The sequence below is a fragment of the Sphingomonas prati genome (assembly GCF_014643515.1).
Classification (GTDB): Bacteria; Pseudomonadota; Alphaproteobacteria; order Sphingomonadales; family Sphingomonadaceae; genus Sphingomonas_R; species Sphingomonas_R prati.
Genome location: NZ_BMJP01000001.1, coordinates 1,295,943 through 1,312,326, shown reverse-complemented (window position 1 = coordinate 1,312,326; position 16,384 = coordinate 1,295,943). Strand labels below are relative to the sequence as shown.

14 protein-coding genes are annotated in these 16,384 nt (G+C 67.6%); 7 read left to right on the top strand and 7 right to left on the bottom strand.

Going from position 1 to position 16,384, the window contains the following annotated elements; genetic code table 11:
- Positions 1-321: 321 nt before the first annotated feature.
- Positions 322-2,886, bottom strand: coding sequence for a TonB-dependent receptor (locus IEX50_RS06075; RefSeq protein ID WP_157175183.1), 2,565 nt, complete (start codon positions 2,884-2,886; stop codon positions 322-324).
- A 343-nt stretch (positions 2,887-3,229) separates the two neighbouring features.
- Here IEX50_RS06075 and IEX50_RS06070 point away from each other — a divergent pair, with 343 nt between their 5' ends.
- Complete coding sequence (locus IEX50_RS06070) at positions 3,230-3,988, top strand: prepilin peptidase (protein WP_229673684.1); 759 nt, start codon at positions 3,230-3,232, stop codon at positions 3,986-3,988.
- Positions 3,989-3,997: 9 nt separating this feature from the next.
- On the opposite strand, the gene IEX50_RS17650 is transcribed toward IEX50_RS06070, so the two are convergent.
- Positions 3,998-4,996, bottom strand: coding sequence for an SPOR domain-containing protein (locus IEX50_RS17650; RefSeq protein ID WP_157175185.1), 999 nt, complete (start codon positions 4,994-4,996; stop codon positions 3,998-4,000).
- Between the two features lie 190 nt (positions 4,997-5,186).
- Here IEX50_RS17650 and IEX50_RS06060 point away from each other — a divergent pair, with 190 nt between their 5' ends.
- Positions 5,187-6,527, top strand: coding sequence for an SPOR domain-containing protein (locus tag IEX50_RS06060; protein WP_157175186.1), 1,341 nt, complete (start codon positions 5,187-5,189; stop codon positions 6,525-6,527).
- A gap of 159 nt (positions 6,528-6,686) precedes the next feature.
- Here IEX50_RS06060 and IEX50_RS06055 read toward each other — a convergent pair whose 3' ends face one another.
- From IEX50_RS06055 to IEX50_RS06040, 4 genes are all read right to left on the bottom strand, one after another.
- Positions 6,687-7,910, bottom strand: a complete 1,224-nt coding sequence (locus tag IEX50_RS06055) for a dihydroorotase (RefSeq protein ID WP_157175187.1) — start codon at positions 7,908-7,910, stop codon at positions 6,687-6,689.
- Positions 7,907-8,851: an aspartate carbamoyltransferase catalytic subunit gene (locus IEX50_RS06050; protein ID WP_157175188.1), complete on the bottom strand. Its 945-nt coding sequence runs from the start codon at positions 8,849-8,851 to the stop codon at positions 7,907-7,909. The genes IEX50_RS06055 and IEX50_RS06050 overlap by 4 nt, the downstream gene beginning before the upstream one ends.
- A gap of 93 nt (positions 8,852-8,944) precedes the next feature.
- Entirely contained in the window at positions 8,945-9,448 is a 504-nt protein-coding gene (gene ruvX / locus IEX50_RS06045) for a Holliday junction resolvase RuvX (protein ID WP_157175189.1), read from the bottom strand.
- Positions 9,445-10,551, bottom strand: coding sequence for a DUF3089 domain-containing protein (locus IEX50_RS06040; protein WP_157175190.1), 1,107 nt, complete (start codon positions 10,549-10,551; stop codon positions 9,445-9,447). The genes ruvX and IEX50_RS06040 overlap by 4 nt, the downstream gene beginning before the upstream one ends.
- Positions 10,552-10,670: 119 nt before the next feature.
- On the opposite strand from IEX50_RS06040, the gene gatC reads away from it, so the two are divergent.
- From gatC to gatB, 5 genes are all read left to right on the top strand, one after another.
- Positions 10,671-10,958 (top strand): Asp-tRNA(Asn)/Glu-tRNA(Gln) amidotransferase subunit GatC, encoded by a 288-nt coding sequence (gene gatC / locus IEX50_RS06035; protein ID WP_076073184.1) that lies wholly within the window; start codon positions 10,671-10,673, stop codon positions 10,956-10,958.
- Entirely contained in the window at positions 10,958-12,436 is a 1,479-nt protein-coding gene (gene gatA, locus IEX50_RS06030; protein ID WP_157175191.1) for an Asp-tRNA(Asn)/Glu-tRNA(Gln) amidotransferase subunit GatA, read from the top strand. The genes gatC and gatA overlap by 1 nt, the downstream gene beginning before the upstream one ends.
- A complete protein-coding gene (locus IEX50_RS06025) occupies positions 12,430-12,843 on the top strand; it encodes a hypothetical protein (RefSeq protein WP_184075028.1) in 414 nt (137 codons plus the stop codon). The genes gatA and IEX50_RS06025 overlap by 7 nt, the downstream gene beginning before the upstream one ends.
- Positions 12,844-12,902: 59 nt before the next feature.
- Positions 12,903-13,187 (top strand): hypothetical protein, encoded by a 285-nt coding sequence (locus IEX50_RS06020; RefSeq protein WP_157175192.1) that lies wholly within the window; start codon positions 12,903-12,905, stop codon positions 13,185-13,187.
- A 133-nt stretch (positions 13,188-13,320) separates the two neighbouring features.
- Positions 13,321-14,799, top strand: a complete 1,479-nt coding sequence (gene gatB, locus IEX50_RS06015; protein WP_157175193.1) for an Asp-tRNA(Asn)/Glu-tRNA(Gln) amidotransferase subunit GatB — start codon at positions 13,321-13,323, stop codon at positions 14,797-14,799.
- A gap of 54 nt (positions 14,800-14,853) precedes the next feature.
- On the opposite strand, the gene IEX50_RS06010 is transcribed toward gatB, so the two are convergent.
- Complete coding sequence (locus IEX50_RS06010) at positions 14,854-16,383, bottom strand: DHA2 family efflux MFS transporter permease subunit (protein ID WP_157175194.1); 1,530 nt, start codon at positions 16,381-16,383, stop codon at positions 14,854-14,856.
- Position 16,384 lies beyond the last annotated feature (1 nt).

Below are 16,384 nucleotides of genomic sequence, written 5' to 3'. Positions count from 1 at the left end.
CGTCCGATGTTCAGACGTTGGCGATCCGCTGGTGTGACCGTCCATATTGTCCGCGTACGTGCGCCGCGTCGTTGTTGCGGTCGTACGCACTTCGCGCTTGTCACCATGGATTGCCAACGTCTTTCGCCCTGGTCCAGCTTGTCGTGCTGGCGGTAACCCCCGTCAGGGAGCACCCGGCGCGGACTCAACTTCTTTCCGTCCGCTCGCCGCAACGGGCCAAGGGGTTAGGCCAGCGTGTGATCCGGAGTGCGCCGCATATGGAAAGGGCCGACGGCATCCACTGCCGCCGGCCCTTGCCGTTAAAAGGTCAGATCGTCCGGATCAGAAGCCGACCGAGAAGCTGCCCACGACGGCGCGCGGAGCACCGATCTGGACGTTCGGGATGGCCGTGCTCAGGAGCGACCCGCCGTTGAAGCCACCGACATACAGCTTGTCGAACAGGTTGGTCACGTTGAGCTGGAAGAAGCTCTTGGCCAGACCGAACTGCGCCAGCGAGAAACGGATGTCGAGATCGACCAGCGTGTAGGCAGGCGTCTTCGCACTGTACAGGATTGCGCCGGCATTGCTATTCAGCGAGGTGACCGAGTTCGCCGAAATCGCGATGTTCTGATCGTTCACGTAGCGTGGCCCGGTCCGCTTGGCCTGAACGCCGACCGTGAGCGGGCCGAAATTGCCCTGTGCACGACCGCCGAAGCTGTAGACCGACGCACCCGATTCACGCTTGCCCTTGGTGTTGGCATAGATCGTCTGGCCAATGGCGGTGCAACCCGTCGTGGCGGAGACGGCGGTGCATTCGCCGATGACGACGTCGTTCTTGATCTCCGACTGGAGGTACGAGCCCATGACGTACAGCGTTGCTTCCGGGATCGGCGTGTAGGCGATGCTGCCGTCCACGCCGTATTTGTCGACCCGGCCGAGGTTGCGATAGACGGTCTGGTCGAGTTCGGCGTCGTAGGCCGATGCCAGACGATTTTCGAAGCGGGTGAACCAGCCGGAAATCTGAGCCTGGATCTTGCTGCTCCGGAACCGGCCGCCGAGATCGAAATTGTCCGTCTGTTCCGGCACAGGGCTGGCCTGTGCGGTGCCTTCCGCGAAGTAGAACGAGTTGTAGAGATTGTCCGTGCCGGGGACCTGGAGACCCTTCGAATAGCTGCCGAACAGGGTGGCTTGCGGCGTGATGGCGACGGTGATGCCGCCGCTTGGCAGAACCTTGTCATACTTAAGCACGCGCTGCTGCGGGCTGGATGCCGACGGCACCAGGCTGTCATAGGCGGCCGCATCGACGGTGTTGCTGCCGTAGCATTCCACGAAACCGCCGGCGCTGCTGGTGAAGCAGTTGTTGGTCAGGTCACGCTTGAAGAAGGGCAGGCGGACACCGGCGTTTACGGTCAGAATGTCGTTCAGGAACGTGCCGCGATATTCGCCCGATGCCTGGTTCAGGATCGCATAGGACAGGCGGTCACGCTTCTGCAGGATGTCACCGGTCTTGGAAGTCAGCGGATCGTTGACCGGGAAGACGTCGTTCGGGATGCCGTTGACGCCGAGCAGGCCAGTCTCGCCGGTTTGGCGATGGCGGGCATGATCGAGCGTGTAGGACGCGCGGACCGTCTGCGTATCGCTGAAATCGTAGCGCAGGCCGGCAATGACGCCGTAACGCTTCGTGCGGGTCTGGCTGGGTGCCAGCACGCGCACGCCGTCGATCGTGTCACCGTCGCCGTTCAGGTCGACGCCACCGAAATAGGGGACGCCCGCAAGGTAGCCCGACGCGTTGTAGACGCCGGCGGCACTTGGATCGATGTCGCGGAAACCTTCCTGTGCGACGACGGTGCCACCCCCATTCGCCTTCACCGACTGGAAGCTCGGATCGACCGTCAGCACGAGCCCGTCAGCCAGCGTGAACTTCGAGTTCACGCGGATGTTACCGGTGTTGGATGGGTTGAACCGTTCTTCATAAAGCGAACCGCACGTGTTTGCAGTGTCGACCACGCCGGGGCGCGCCGCAGCCACGGTGCAATCCGGGATCGTGAAATCGCGTTCGTCCCGGGTCAGCGGGAAACGGTTGGTCGAACCCGAACCGACGACCCGACCACCGGTGGTGTCGGTGCGCAACGGCACGGAGCCAAAGAAGCCGTTGCGGCTCTGGCTGTAGTGGCCGGCGACCGAGATGAAATCGCCTTCGGTGCCGATCGGCTGATAGACCTTGACGTTATACTGCTGCTTCTTGATCTGGCCCTTGTTGCCATAGACCGCATCGTTGATCGATGTGCTGCCGGAGAAGAAGGCGCGCGTGCCGAACGGCGTGAAGACGCCGGTGTCGAGAACACCGAAGACACGGTGAAAATCGAAATCGCCGAGCGAGGCGACGATCTGGCCACCAAGCGTTTCGGACGGGTTGCGCGTGCGATAGTTCACGGTGCTGCCCGATGCACCGGCGGTCGGACTGTCGACGTCGGTCGAACCGTAGTTGACGTTAACCTGTTCGATAAGTTCGGGGTCGAGTTGCTGGCTCGAGTAGATTGCGTAGTTGCCGGAGTCGTTCAGCGGAATACCGTCAAACGTCTGCGAAATGCGCGAGCTGTCGAAGCCCCGGATGTTCAGCGTGCCGCCAGCCGAACCGAACGGGTCGTTATTCTGGAAGTTGACACCCGGAAGGTAGTTGATGACGTCATTAATCGACTGACCCGGCGTCTGGCGCTGGATGAATTCGCTGGTCAGGACGCCGCGCGACTTGGAGCCTTCCGGAGAGACGAAACCACCGACGTCGGTGGTGCGGGCACCCGTGACGACGATCGCGTCAGCATCGAAATCCACCGAACCCGTCGATTGGGCATAGGCGCCAGACGTGGCAAGCGCGCTGACGGCGCAGCCGATCAGAAACTTTTTCATGTGCGTGCATTCCCCAAGCGTGTCCCGCGACATCGGCCGATCTGGCTTCGGTTCCGCGCTCTCCAATGTTCCGACACGACAGTCACGGGACATTTGGTGACGCAAACCACGACGTGGCGGTGCAACGACGCGGCCGGTAGCGGAGTAAATGCTGCGAACCAAGGACTGTGAACGCAGAGTGATTCGAGGGTCTTGGCGAGGTCGAGCAAGGTTGGGACGATGAGATTGACGCAAATCCGGCGTTTTTCATCGCTGTCATCCGGACGTCACAAAATCCCTTATGAGAGCAGGGTTACGCAGGCCGCCGCTTGGTTCCGAGGTCCGGATTCGAATTTATGACCCTGTGATTTCAGCGCAACACACGGCTTCGCTGTTTGCCATCCTCGCGGGTTGCGTCGGGCTTGTTATCGGTAGTCATCTGGCCACGATCGCGTTGCGCTGGCCGGCCGGGCGGTCCTCCGCGACCGGGCGGTCACACTGTGACGGATGTGACCGGGTGCTCGCCGCCTACGAACTCGTTCCGTTGCTGTCTTGGCTGGTCCTGCGCGGTCGGTGTCGACGGTGTGGCGCGCGGATCGACTGGCGGCATCCTGCGGTCGAGGCGGCCGCCGGGGTCCTTGCGGTGGCGCTTGCGGTCGCGTTGCCGCCTGCGGCCGCAATCGCGGGGATGGGGCTGGCGTGGACGTTGTTGTTGCTGACGGTGCTCGACCTGGATCATTATTGGCTGCCGGATCGGCTGACCCTGCCGCTGTTGGCAGCCGGCCTGCTGGTCGGTGCCGCGGGGATCGGTCCGGTACTGACGGATCGGATCATCGGGGCGGCGGTCGGGTGGGGCGTGCTCGCGCTAGTCGCACTGATCTATGTCCGCGTTCGCGGGCGCATCGGGCTGGGGGGTGGCGATCCCAAGCTGTTCGCCGCGGCGGGGGCTTGGCTCGGATGGCGGATGCTGCCGGTGACGCTGCTGATCGCCAGTGCGGCCGGACTGGCGCTGGTCCTGGCGGCGGTAATCGTGCGTCGGCAGGTCTCGGCGACGACGCGGGTGCCGTTCGCGCCGATGATCGCGTTTGCCACGATCATCGGCTGGATATGGGTCGCGCGATAAGCGTCGCCGTCAGGAGGCTACCGGGAAGCAGGCCGGCGCGCGCGAGGCGGCGCAGATGCGGTTGGCGGCGGCGCGATCGGCGATCGGGCCGAGTTGCAGGCGCACGACGGCACCCGCCTTCTGATAGGTCGGCGTGAGGTTTGCGAGCGCGGGGCTGCGGGTGCGGAGCGCGGTCCAGGCGGTGCGCGCGCCGGCCTCGTTGCCATACGCGCCGACCTGGACCCGCCAGCGGCCGCCGGCCGCGGGTGCGACGGCCTTCGCCGGGGCGGGGCGCGATGCGGCGGGTTTCGGGGTCGGCAAGGGGGCGCGCTGTGCGGTCTGGACAGGGGCGGGTCGTGGTGGCGCGGCGGCGGGGCGTTCGATCCGGGCGGTGGACGCGGTTCGGACGGGGGCCTGAACCGCACCCTTGCGCAGGTCGGCAGCCATCTTCAGCCCGCGGTTGCGTTCGGCGGCGGGGATAAACTGGTTCATCTGTTGCAGCGTGGCGGTCGCCTGCGGGAGGCCGGCTGCGGCGGATGCGGTCATGAGCGCGTAGGCGCGAGGCCAGTCTTTGGCGACATTCTCGCCGTTAAACAGCGCGGTGCCGTAGAGGTATTGCGCGCGCGGATCGCCGCGGTCGGACGCCTTGGACAGCCAGGGGAGCGCGCCGGCGCGATCGCCGTTCTGGAACATGATGAGACCGAGATAGCCGCCGGCCTGTTCATGGCCCTGTTCGGCGGCCTTGCGGTACCAGCTTTCGGCCATGCGCTGGTCGGTGGGGACGCCGCGACCGAGTTTGTAGGCCTGCGCCATGTTGAACTGCGCATCGGCATCGCCGCGCTCGGCGGGACCACGCCAGGCGGCGATCGCGCCGGCATAGTCGCCGTTCTGCCAAAGATCGACGCCGCGCTTGACGACCGGATCGGCCGGAACCGGTTCGGGCGCGGTGGTCGGCGCGCGCGGCGCCTGCGCAGGTGCGGCCGTGGCGGAGAGCGCGATCAGCGTCGCGGCGAGACGGGCAGGATTCATGGAAGTCCCCAGAGAAGCGGGTGTGTTGCCAGGCAAATCGCATAGCCAACGCGCGGTTAACAGTCCGTTTGTCTGGCCGTTCCAGTGTCTTTAACCATTTGTTCGGCTTCGGTGTGCGATCAGCAGAGCTAGGAAAAGCGCGGGGCATGGGTGCGAACCGCGCCGCCGTCGCTTGTCGGAAGGCGCTTGCATGAACAGCCGATATTTGAACCACGTCGCGGTCTGCACGCTAGCGACGGCGTTGCTGGTGGTCGGGTGCAAGCCCGCCGGCCAGACGCGCGTCGCATCGGCATCGGGGCGAGTGCCGTCGGGCAAGACCGCCGCGGCGCAGTTCGCCACGATGGGCGAAACCGCGATGCGCAACCGCAATGGTGCGCTGGCCGTCGCGATGGCGGAACGCGCGGTGTCGGTGGAGCCGGGCAATGCGCGCTACCGGGCGCAGTTGGGGCAGTCCTATCTCTTGGCCGGGCGCTTCGCGTCGGCGATCGATGCGTTCCGCGATGCGGCAGCGGTTGCGCCGGAGGATGGCCGGACGTTGCTGGGGCTGGCGCTGGCGCAGGGTGCGCTCGATCGACAGGATGCGGCGCGTGCGTCGGTTGCGGCGGCGGACGGGCGGATCGGGGCGGCGGACCGCGGGCTGGCGCTGGCGTTGGCCGGGGACAATGCGGGGGCGATCGCGCTGCTGGAGCCCGCGGCGCGGATGGCGGATGCGACCCCGAAGACGCGGCAGAACCTGGCGCTGGCCTATGCGCTGGACGGGCGGTGGGACCTGTCGCGCGCGACCGCCGCGCAGGATCTGTCCGCCGACCGGGTTGATGCGCGGATGCAGGCGTGGGCGGTACTGGCGAAGCCGCAACCGACGATGGACCGGGTTGCGGCGTTCCTGGGCGTGACGCCGGTGATGGTGGATCAGGGTATGCCGACGCAACTAGCGCTGGGTGCTGCGCCGACGATCGCGCCGGCCTTGATGCCGGTTGCTCCGGTCGCTGTGGCGGCGGTGGAGCGTTCGGTGGCGGCGGTGCCGGAGCCGGTGGCGATGGTGACCGAAGATGTGGCCGAGTCGGCGCCGCTGGTGACGCGCGCAGTCGTTCCGGATCCGATGGTCGCACCGGAGCCGGCGCAGGTGCAGGTCATGCCGGAGCGGGTCGCGCCGCGTGCGCGGCCGGCGACGCTGCCGCCGGCGATGCTGATGCGGGCGACCTATGCCGCGCCGGTCCCGAAGCGTGGGCAATGGGCGGTGCAGCTGGGTGCGTTTTCGAGTGGACGGTCGATCGAGGCCGCGTGGGACAGGGTGAGCCGGACGGTGCGGCCGGTGGCGGGGATGGTGCCGCTGTCGTCGACCGTGCGGGCGCGGGGGATGTTGTTCCAGCGGCTTGCGGTCGGTGGTTTGGGAAGCCGCGGGGAAGCGGTCGCGCTGTGCGAGCAGGTGCGGGCTGCGCGCGGTGTGTGCTTCGTCCGGATGACGAGTGGCGAGGCGCCGGTGCAGATGGCGGCGGCTCGGCGGGCGGCGACGCGGTTGGCTTCACGTTGAGGCTGACGGCTGACGGCTGACGGCTGACGGCTGGCGCAGCTTGGCGCGGGGTGTTCTACCGAGTGTAGCTTTTGAGGTGCGGTTGGCCGTCTCGGCTGCGTTCGACGGGGTCCCTCGACGTCGCTCGGGATGGACGGGTTAGAGTCGGGTCCCGGCGCGTTACAGGACCCGGCCGCCCTTGATGACGGTGCGGACGCGGCCCTGGACGGGGAGGCCGTCGAAGGGGGTGTTGCCGGCGGTGGCGGCCATCGCGTCGGCGCGGATCCGCCAGGGGGCGTGTTCGTCAACGAGTATCAGGTCGGCCTCCGCGCCTGGGGCCATCGATCCACCGGGGAGGTTGAAGCGGCGGGCGGGGCCGGTGGAGAGCAGGTGGAACAGCCGCGGCAGCGTGATCAGGCCGTCGCGGACGAGGCCGAGCGAGAGGGTGAGCAATGTCTCCGCACCGGCCATGCCGGGTTCCGATTCGGCGAAGGGCAGGCGCTTGGCCTCTGATCCGCGCGGGTCGTGGCCGGAGCAGAGCATGTCCACGGTGCCGTCGGCGACCGCTTGACGGGCGGCCTGGCGGTCGGCCTCGCAGCGGAGTGGCGGGGACAGGCGCGCGAAGGTGCGGAACGGGCCAATCTCGGCATCCGACAAGTAGAGATGCGCAGGTGTTATGCCGCAGGTGACGGGGACACCGCGGGCCTTGGCGGCGCGGACGAGGTCGAACGCGGCGGCCGTCGTGAGTTGGCGGAAATGAATGGGGGCGCCGGTGTCCTCGGCGAGCATCAGGTCGCGCGCGACGGCCATCGCCTCGGACATTGCGGGGGCGGAGGGAAGGCCGAGCCGGGTCGCGGTTTCGCCGTCGGTGGCGACGGTGCCGCGGACCATCGCCTCGTCCTCGGCATGGACGATGGTGACGAGGTCAAGCGCGGCAGCATAGCCGAGCACGCGGTGCATGACGCGCGCATCGGCGATCCGCGTGCGGCCGGTGGCGACCGCGACCGCGCCGGCGGCGGCCATGAGGCCGATCTCGGCCAGTTCGGTGCCGTTCAGGCCGTGCGTCGCGGCGGCGATGGGGTGGACCCACAGCGCCGGCTTGCCCGCCGCGAGCGCGCGCTGGACCAAGGCGCCGTCGTCGATCGGCGGCGACTGATCGGGCATCAGCGCGGTGCGGGTGATGCCGCCCGCGGCGAACGCCGGCATGTCGATCGCGAAACAGCCGATATCGACGATGCCGGGCGCGATCAGGCTGCCGCGCGCGTCGAGCGTTTCGGCACCGGGCGGCATGTCGATCATGCCGACCTCCGCAATCCTGCCGTCGCGGATCAGGACGCCGCCGGCGCTGACCGAGCCGGTCGCGGGATCGACCACCCGGCCGTTGAGGATGGCGAGGATGGTCATGCCCAGCCCTCGATCCCGCGGCGGCCGCGGGTGAGCACGTCGAGGCAGGCCATCCGGACCGCGACGCCCATTTCGACCTGTTCGGTGATCGCCGAGCGGTTGAGATCGTCCGCCACGCTGGAGGCGATTTCGACGCCGCGGTTCATTGGACCGGGGTGCATGACGAGCGCGTCGGGCTTCGCGCGCTTCAGCCGTTCTGGGGTGAGGCCATAGAGCGCGTGATATTCGCGCGGCGACGGGACGAAGCCGCCGGCCATCCGCTCGCGTTGCAGGCGGAGCATCATGACGACGTCCGCCCCCGCCAACCCGGCGTCGAAATCGGTGTGGCGGGTCACGTTCATCCGTTCGATCGCGGGCGGCAGCAGCGTGGGCGGCCCCACGACGCGAACGTCGGCACCGAGCGCGGTGAGCGCAAGGATATTGGAGCGCGCGACCCGGCTGTGCAGCACGTCGCCGCAGATCGCCACGACCTGCCCCGCGATGCTGCCGCGGCGGCGGCGGATGGTGAGTGCGTCGAGCAGGCCCTGGGTCGGATGCTCGTGCTGCCCGTCGCCGGCGTTCAGGACGGGGCAGTCGACCTTGTCGGCGATCAGCTGGACCGCGCCGGATGCGTCGTGGCGGATGACGATCACGTCGGCGCGCATCGCGTTGAGCGTGACCGCGGTGTCGATCAGCGTCTCGCCCTTCTTCGTGCTCGACGTCGCGGCGTGCATGTTGACGACGTCCGCGCCGAGCCGCTTGCCGGCGATTTCGAACGACAGGAGCGTGCGCGTGCTGTTTTCGAAGAAGGCGTTGATCTGGGTCAGGCCGGCGAGGCGGCCGTCATGCTTCGACGCACCGCCGCGGTTGAGCGCGATCCAGTGTTCGGCCTCGTCGAGCAGAAAGGTGATCTCGTGCGGCTGGAGCCCGGCGATGCCGGTCAGATCGCGGTGCGGAAACATGGGATTCCCCGGTTTCGCGGGGGGCGGGGCCGATCGGCTGGCGGCGGGCGGCTGTTCCATCGGCGCGCGGTGTAGCCGGGTGGGGCGGGGGGCTCAAGCCGTCCCGGTGCCGCCATCGATTTCGTCGAGCCGGACCATCGTCGACAGCCGGTCGATCGCGCCCTGCAGGATGTAGCTGGCGGCGAGTTTGTCGACCAGTTCGCGGCGGCGCGCGCGGCTGGCGTCGGCGGCGATCAGCGTGCGGGTGACCGCGGCGGTCGACCAGCGTTCGTCCCAGAGCAGGATCGGCAGGTCGAGCCCGTCGAGGTTGCGCGTGAAGGCGCGGACCGACTGGGTGCGCGGCGAATCGGTGCCGTCGAGGTTGAGCGGCAGGCCGACGACGAGGCCCTTCGCACGTTGCTTGAGCAGGATGGCCTTGAGGAGCGCGAGGTCGATCGCGAACTTGGTGCGACGGATGGTTTCGGCGGGACTGGCGATGTTCCACATGGCGTCGCAGATCGCGATGCCGATCGTCTTGGTGCCGACGTCGAGGCCCGCCAGCCGCCCACCGTGGGGGACAAGTTCGCCGAACGCGAACGGATCGGTCGTGGCGATCATGACGGGCGGGCACCCAGCCGGGTTGCGACATCGGCGCGGATGTTCGCCCAGAACATGGCGTAGTCGAACACATGGTAGTTGTTGCCGGGCAGGATGAAGCGGCCGAACCCCTCCGGTTCGGAACCGACCGACAGGAGTCCGTCGGGGCGGCAGGCGGCGGGAACGCGGCCGGCGACGACCTCCGCACTGTTCATGGTGGCGTCGGGGACCAGTGCGCCGCGGTTCGCCGTGGCGGGGGCGCTGCCGCCGCGGGTGCCGGTCAGCGGGTTGGTGCAGAGCATCGGCGTGCCACGACGGGGGCGGCCGGTGAAGCCGGTGGTGCGGTCGTAGATGGCGAGGATCTGCGACGGATCGGCAGGTTCGGCGAAGCTCTGCCACGACAGGATGCAGCCGCTGTCGGTCGCGGCGGTGCAGGCGGGCAGGCCGAGTGCGGGCAGGTCCGCGGTGACCGAGACGGGCCAGCCAATCACGTAGGCCGCGACGATCCGGCGGGCGAGCGGTTTGCCGGCGACGCGGTCATGGAGCAGGCGGGTGAGGTGGAGCGAGCCCTGGCTGTGTCCGGCCAGGATGATCGGGGCGTCGGTCGGCACCTGCGCGACGAACGCGTCGAATGCGCGCAGCACGTCGCGGTAGGCGAACTCAAGTGCGCGGGTGGCGTCGGCCTTGTCCGTCAGGAACGCGCCGATCGTGGCCTGGCGGTAGCGCGGTGCCCAGACCTGCGCGCTGCCGTTGAAGGCGCTCGCCTGGCTGGAGGCGAACAGGTTGAGCCGGCCGTTGGCGGCGGCATCGTTCAGGTCGCCGTTCCAGCGGCTGCGGTCGAGCGCGGTGGTGGGGGTGATGAAGAAGGCCTGTGCCTTGGGGGACTCAGCGAGTGCGTAGCCGGGCGCGGTCCAGCGCGACGGGTCGTTCAGCAGGCCGGGGCGCGAGAGCCAGGCGGCGGGCTTGGCATAGTCGGGCGCGGAGGCATCGGGTTGCGGGGTGAACGGTACGGTGGGGACGAGTGCGGCGCTCATCAGCTGTTTCTGGAACAGCGCCCAGCCGATGCCGGCGACGATGACCAGCGTGATGAGGGCGGCGATGACGTAAAGGAACTTGCGGACCACCGATGCGATCTCCCGACGCGGTATATCCGGCGCTTAGCAGTCGTATCCTGCGCACGCCACGGGGACACCAGCGGACAGCGGCCTTGAAGCCACGCGGTGGCGGTGATAGCCGGACGGCCATGTCAATCGATGCTACAACCGTCCGCAAGATCGCCGGGCTCGCGCGCATTGCCGTCACCGAACAGGAGACGGCCGCGATGGTCCCCGAACTCAACAATATCCTCGGCTGGATCGAGCAGCTGGGCGAGGTCGACGTGACCGGCGTCGAGCCGCTCGCCGCGGTGATCCCGAACCATCTGCGGCTGCGCGACGACGTGGTGACCGATGGCGGCATCCGCGACGCCGTGCTGGCTAACGCACCGCAGGCCGAACATGGCTTCTTTGCGGTTCCCAAGGTGATCGAATGATGACGGACCTGACCGACCTGGGGATCGTGGAGCTGCGCGACGGGTTCGCGGCGGGCGATTTTTCCGCGCGCGAAGTGGCGACGGCTTTCTCCACCGCGGTGAGCGCGGGCAAGGCGCTGAATGCGTGGATCGTCGAGACGCCGGAGCATGCGCTGGCGGCGGCGGATGCGGCCGATGCGGACCGTGCGGCAGGCACGCTGAAACCGCTGTCGGGCGTGCCGCTGGGCATCAAGGACCTGTTCTGCACCAAGGGCGTGCAGACGACCGCGGCAAGCCATATCCTCGGCGGGTTCGTGCCGGAGTATGAGTCGACGATCACGGCGAAGCTGTTCGCGGCAGGCGCGGGGATGCTGGGCAAGCTGAACCTCGACCAGTTCGCAATGGGATCGTCGAACGAGACCAGCGCGTATGGCAATGTCTTGTCGCCTTGGCAGCGCGCGGGTAGCAACGCGGCGATGGCACCGGGCGGATCGTCGGGCGGATCGTCTTCGGCGGTCGCGGCGCGGATGGCGCCGGGCGCGACGGGGACCGACACGGGCGGTTCGATCCGTCAGCCGGCGGCGTTCGTGGGCATTTCGGGCATCAAGCCGACCTATGGTCGCTGCTCGCGCTGGGGCGTGGTGGCGTTCGCGTCCTCGCTCGACCAGGCTGGGCCGATGGCGCGATCGGTCCGCGATTGCGCCGCGTTCCTGGAACAGATGGCCGGGTTCGATCAGAGGGACTCGACTTCGCTCGACCTGCCCGTGCCCAAGTGGGAAGTGGGCTTGTCCGGCGACCTGCGCGGCAAGCGGATCGGCGTGCCGAAGGAGTACCGCGTCGACGGGATGCCGGCGGAGATCGATGCGTTGTGGGAGCAGGGTATCGCGTATCTGCGCGATGCGGGGGCGGAGATCGTCGACGTTTCGCTGCCGCATACGAAGTACGCGCTGCCCACTTACTACATCATCGCGCCGGCGGAGGCGTCGTCCAACCTCGCGCGCTATGACGGCGTGCGGTACGGCGAGCGGGAACTGCCGGACGGTGCGAACCTGCAGGAAATGTATGCCGCGACGCGGGCCGCCGGGTTCGGGCCGGAGGTTAAACGCCGCATCCTGATCGGCACCTATGTGCTGTCGGCGGGCTATTACGACGCCTATTACACGCAGGCGCAGAAGGTGCGGACGCTGATCGCGCGTGACTTCGAGCGCGCCTGGGCGACGTGCGACCTGCTGCTGACCCCGACCGCGCCGTCGGCGGCGTTCGCGCTGGGCGATAAGTCGGACGATCCACTGGCGATGTACCTGAACGACGTCTTCACCGTGCCGTCTTCGCTGGCCGGGTTGCCGGCGATGTCGGTGCCGGGCGGGCTGGATGCGGCCGGGCTGCCGCTCGGGTTGCAGATCATCGGCAAGCCGCTGGACGAGCAGGGCGTGCTGAACGCCGGGCTGGCGATCGAGGAGCGCGCGGGCTTCACGGCGCGGCCGGGGGCCTGGTGGTAAACGACGCCAGGTTTCGCAGGCGCAATGCAGAGACGCTGCGCGAGGCGCAGAACGCGCTGAACGTCGCGTTCGGGGCGATCCTGTCGGCCTATATCGGCAATTCGCTGGCCGAGATCGACAACCGGCCGTTCGACCATGTCCGGCTGGCGGGATTCTTCGTTCTGATCGCGGTGTTCATTCTCGGGCTGTGCGTCAGCAACGTGATGGTGATGCGGCGGGAGTGGGCGCTGGGCGGGTTCTTCCTGGCGGGCGGCCTGACCGCGGCGGTGTTCGCCCACGAACTTGGCGGCGCGGTTGGGTTCGAGGTTGTCGTGTTGCGCATCCTGACGGTGTGCTGGGTGGTGGCGCTGCTGGGCAGCAACATGCTGCTGACGCTGATCGTCTGGCTGCACCACAAGCGGGGATGATGCGGTTGTCGCAGCGGACCACGGCTCCTATGATCCGGGCGGGGCGTGGAGGCCTAGAGATGAACATGCACGTGAATGTCTCCGATGTGGTGACCGTCCGCATGGGGGATGACGGCATGATCCAGCTGCCGGCTGCGGTCATGCGGGCCGTCGGGATCGTACCGGGCCGCCCCGTCATGCTCGGCCGTAATGATCGAGGTGAAGTGGTCATCTTTCCGGAAACGCCCGAAGAACGCTCCACGCGGCGTGCGACTGTAATCAACGACCTGTCCTCGAAGCACTCCACGGGCCAGACGACCGAGAAGTATATGGACCTTATCCGTTGGCGTGACGCGCCCCTGTGACCTTTTCCGATACGAACCTTCTTTCTGATCGGTGCCCATGCCGTCAGCCTTTCGGTCCCGCTGGTCACCCGCGACGCCGGCATCTACCGGACCTATTCTCCCGAACTCACCCTGATCACACCCGAGGACGAGCATGACTGACGCATCCCCCTACACCGTCAAGGGTGCCACCGGCGACTGGGAGGTCGTGATCGGGCTGGAGGTCCATGCCCAGATCACGTCGCAGGCCAAGCTGTTTTCCGGCGCGTCGACCGCGTTCGGATCGGAACCCAATGCCAATGTCTCGCTAGTCGATGCGGCGATGCCGGGGATGCTGCCGACGTTGAACGCGGAATGCGTGCGGCAGGCGGTGCGGACCGGGATGGCGCTGGGCGCCCACATCCACCGCCGGTCGCAGTTCGATCGCAAGAACTATTTCTACGCCGATCTGCCGCAGGGGTATCAGATCAGCCAGCTGTACCACCCGATCGTGGGCGAGGGCGTGCTGGAGATCGAGCCGGCCGATGCTGCGCCCAAGCATATCGGCATCGAGCGGATCCATATCGAACAGGACGCCGGCAAGCTGATCCATGACCAGCATCCGACGCAGTCCTATGTCGACCTAAATCGGTCGGGCGTGGCGCTGATGGAGATCGTGTCGAAGCCGGACATGACCTCGCCCGAGGAGGCCGGGGCGTATGTGAAGAAGCTGCGCTCGATCCTGCGCTATGTCGGGTCGTGCGACGGCAATATGGACCAGGGATCGATGCGTGCCGACGTGAACGTCTCGGTCCGCCGGCCGGGCGAGGGGCTGGGCACGCGGACCGAGACGAAGAATGTTAATTCGGTGCGGTTCGTGATGGCCGCGATCGAACATGAGGCGCGCCGCCAGGTCGACCTGATCGAGGAGGGCGGGACCGTGGTGCAGGAGACGCGGCTGTTCGATCCGGACCGCGGCGTGACCCGGTCGATGCGGTCGAAGGAGGATGCGCATGACTATCGCTATTTCCCCGACCCGGACCTGCTACCGCTCGAGCTGAGCGAAGAGTTCCTCGCGGAGTGCAAGGCGAGCCTCCCCGAGCTGCCCGATGCCAAGCGGGCGCGTTACGTCGCGGCCGGGGTGCCCGTCTACAACGCGGCGGTGATCACGGCGGATGTCGAGACGGCACGGTGGTTCGAGGCGCTGGTCGAGGCGAGCCCGAAGTCGTTCGAGGAGATCGCGAAGCCGGCGTCGAACTGGTTGATCTCCGACCTGTTCGGGGCGCTCAACCGGCTGGGGCGCGACATCGCGGACAGCCCGGTGTCGCCGCGGCAGGGTGGCGAACTGCTGTCGCTGGTGGCGGACGGGACGTTGTCCGGGTCGCTGGCCAAGCAGGTATTCGAGATCATGCTGGAGACCGGTGAGGATGCCGGCGCGATCGTCGAGGCGCGCGGGCTGAAGCAGACCAGCGACACCGGTGCGATCGAGGCGGTGGTGGCCGGGATCATGGCGGCCAATGCCGACAAGGTGGCGGATTATCGTGGTGGCAAGGACAAGCTGTTCGGCTTCTTCGTCGGCCAGACGATGAAGGCGATGGGGGGCAAGGCGAACCCGGGCGTCGTGAACGATGTGTTGAAGACGATGCTGGGGTAAAACGAGTGACCCCATCGCGGTTTTTGCCGGGATGGGGTCGGGACGGTCGGACGTTCAGTGCGCCGCCGACGTGTCCGCGTCGCGCTTCGGGCGGGGGGCGAACCAGACGGTGATCGCGGCGATGCCGAACAGCGCCGCCGCGGCCAGGAAGACCTGATCGACGGAGAGTGTGGCGGCCTGGACCTCGACGAGGCGGTCGAGGACCGAGCGCGACTGGTCGGGGGTCATGCCGCCGGCCTGCAGGTTGGACAGCAGGCTGCCCGGGTCGTTGAGCGTCGAGACGAGGTCGCTGCGGTTGAGCCGCTCGCGTTGTTCCCAGATCGTCTGAGCCACCGATGCCCCGATTGCCGCCGACAGTGTGCGCAGAAAGCTGAGTAGCCCCGCGGCCGAGGTCGTCTCGCGCGGCAGGACGGAGCCCAGCGCGAGCGTGGTGATGCCGATGAAGAAGAACGGCATGCCGAGCCCCTGGACCAGTTGCGGCATGGCGAGCGTCCAGAAGTCCGAGTCCGCCGACCAGCGCGCACGCATGAGGGAGGTGGCGCCGAGCCAGACGATTCCGAAGCAGATCAGCAGCCGGACGTCGAGCTTGGGGATCAGCCGCGCGGCGATCGGTGACATGACAACCGCGAACACCCCGACGAAGGCGGTGACATGGCCGGAGTCCGTGGCGGTGTAGCCGAGCACGCCTTGCAGCCAGAGCGGGATCAGCACGATGGTGGCGAAGAAGGTGCCGAACGCCAGCGCCATGGTGACCGTCGCCATGCTGAAGCCCAGATGGCGGAAGATGCGCAGGTCGACGATCGGGTTCTTCTCGGTCAGTTCCCAGATCACGAACGCGACGAAGCCGACCGCCGCGACGATCGCGCCGCCGGTGACGACGGGGGAGGCGAACCAGTCATGTTCGCGGCCGGTATCGAGCACGATCTGGAACGCCGCGACCCAGGTGACGAGCAAGGCCAGGCCGACGACGTCGATCGGTTGCCGTTCGGTGGGCGTTTCGAACGCGCGCAGCTTCGGCACCGCGACCGACAGGCAGACCGCGACGATCGGCACGTTGATGTAAAAAATCCACGGCCAGGACCAGTTGTCGCTTATCGACCCGCCGAGGATGGGTCCCAGGATCGGGGCGACGACGGTGGTCATCGCCCAGATACCGAGCGCGACCGCGGCCTTGTCCTTGGGGAAGATACGCAGCATCAGCGATTGCGACAGCGGCATCAGCGGGCCGCCGGACAGGCCCTGGAGGATGCGGAACGCGACGAGCATCGACAGGCTGGACGACAGTCCGCACAGCATCGAGAAAAGCGAGAAACCGCAAAGCCCAAAGGTGAAGGTCTTTACCGCGCCGAAGCGGTTGGCGACCCAGCCGGTGAGCGGCACGCTGATCGCCTCCGCCACCGCATAGCTGGTAATGACCCAGGTGCCCTGCGTGGGGGAGACGGCGAGGCCGCCGGCGATGTGCGTGACCGAGACGTTGGCGACGGTCTGGTCGAGCACAACGGTAAAGTTGGCGAGACCGAGCCCGACCGCGACGATCGCCAGCGTCGCGCCCGACAGCGGTTTCGGTGCGGCGGCCTCCGCCATG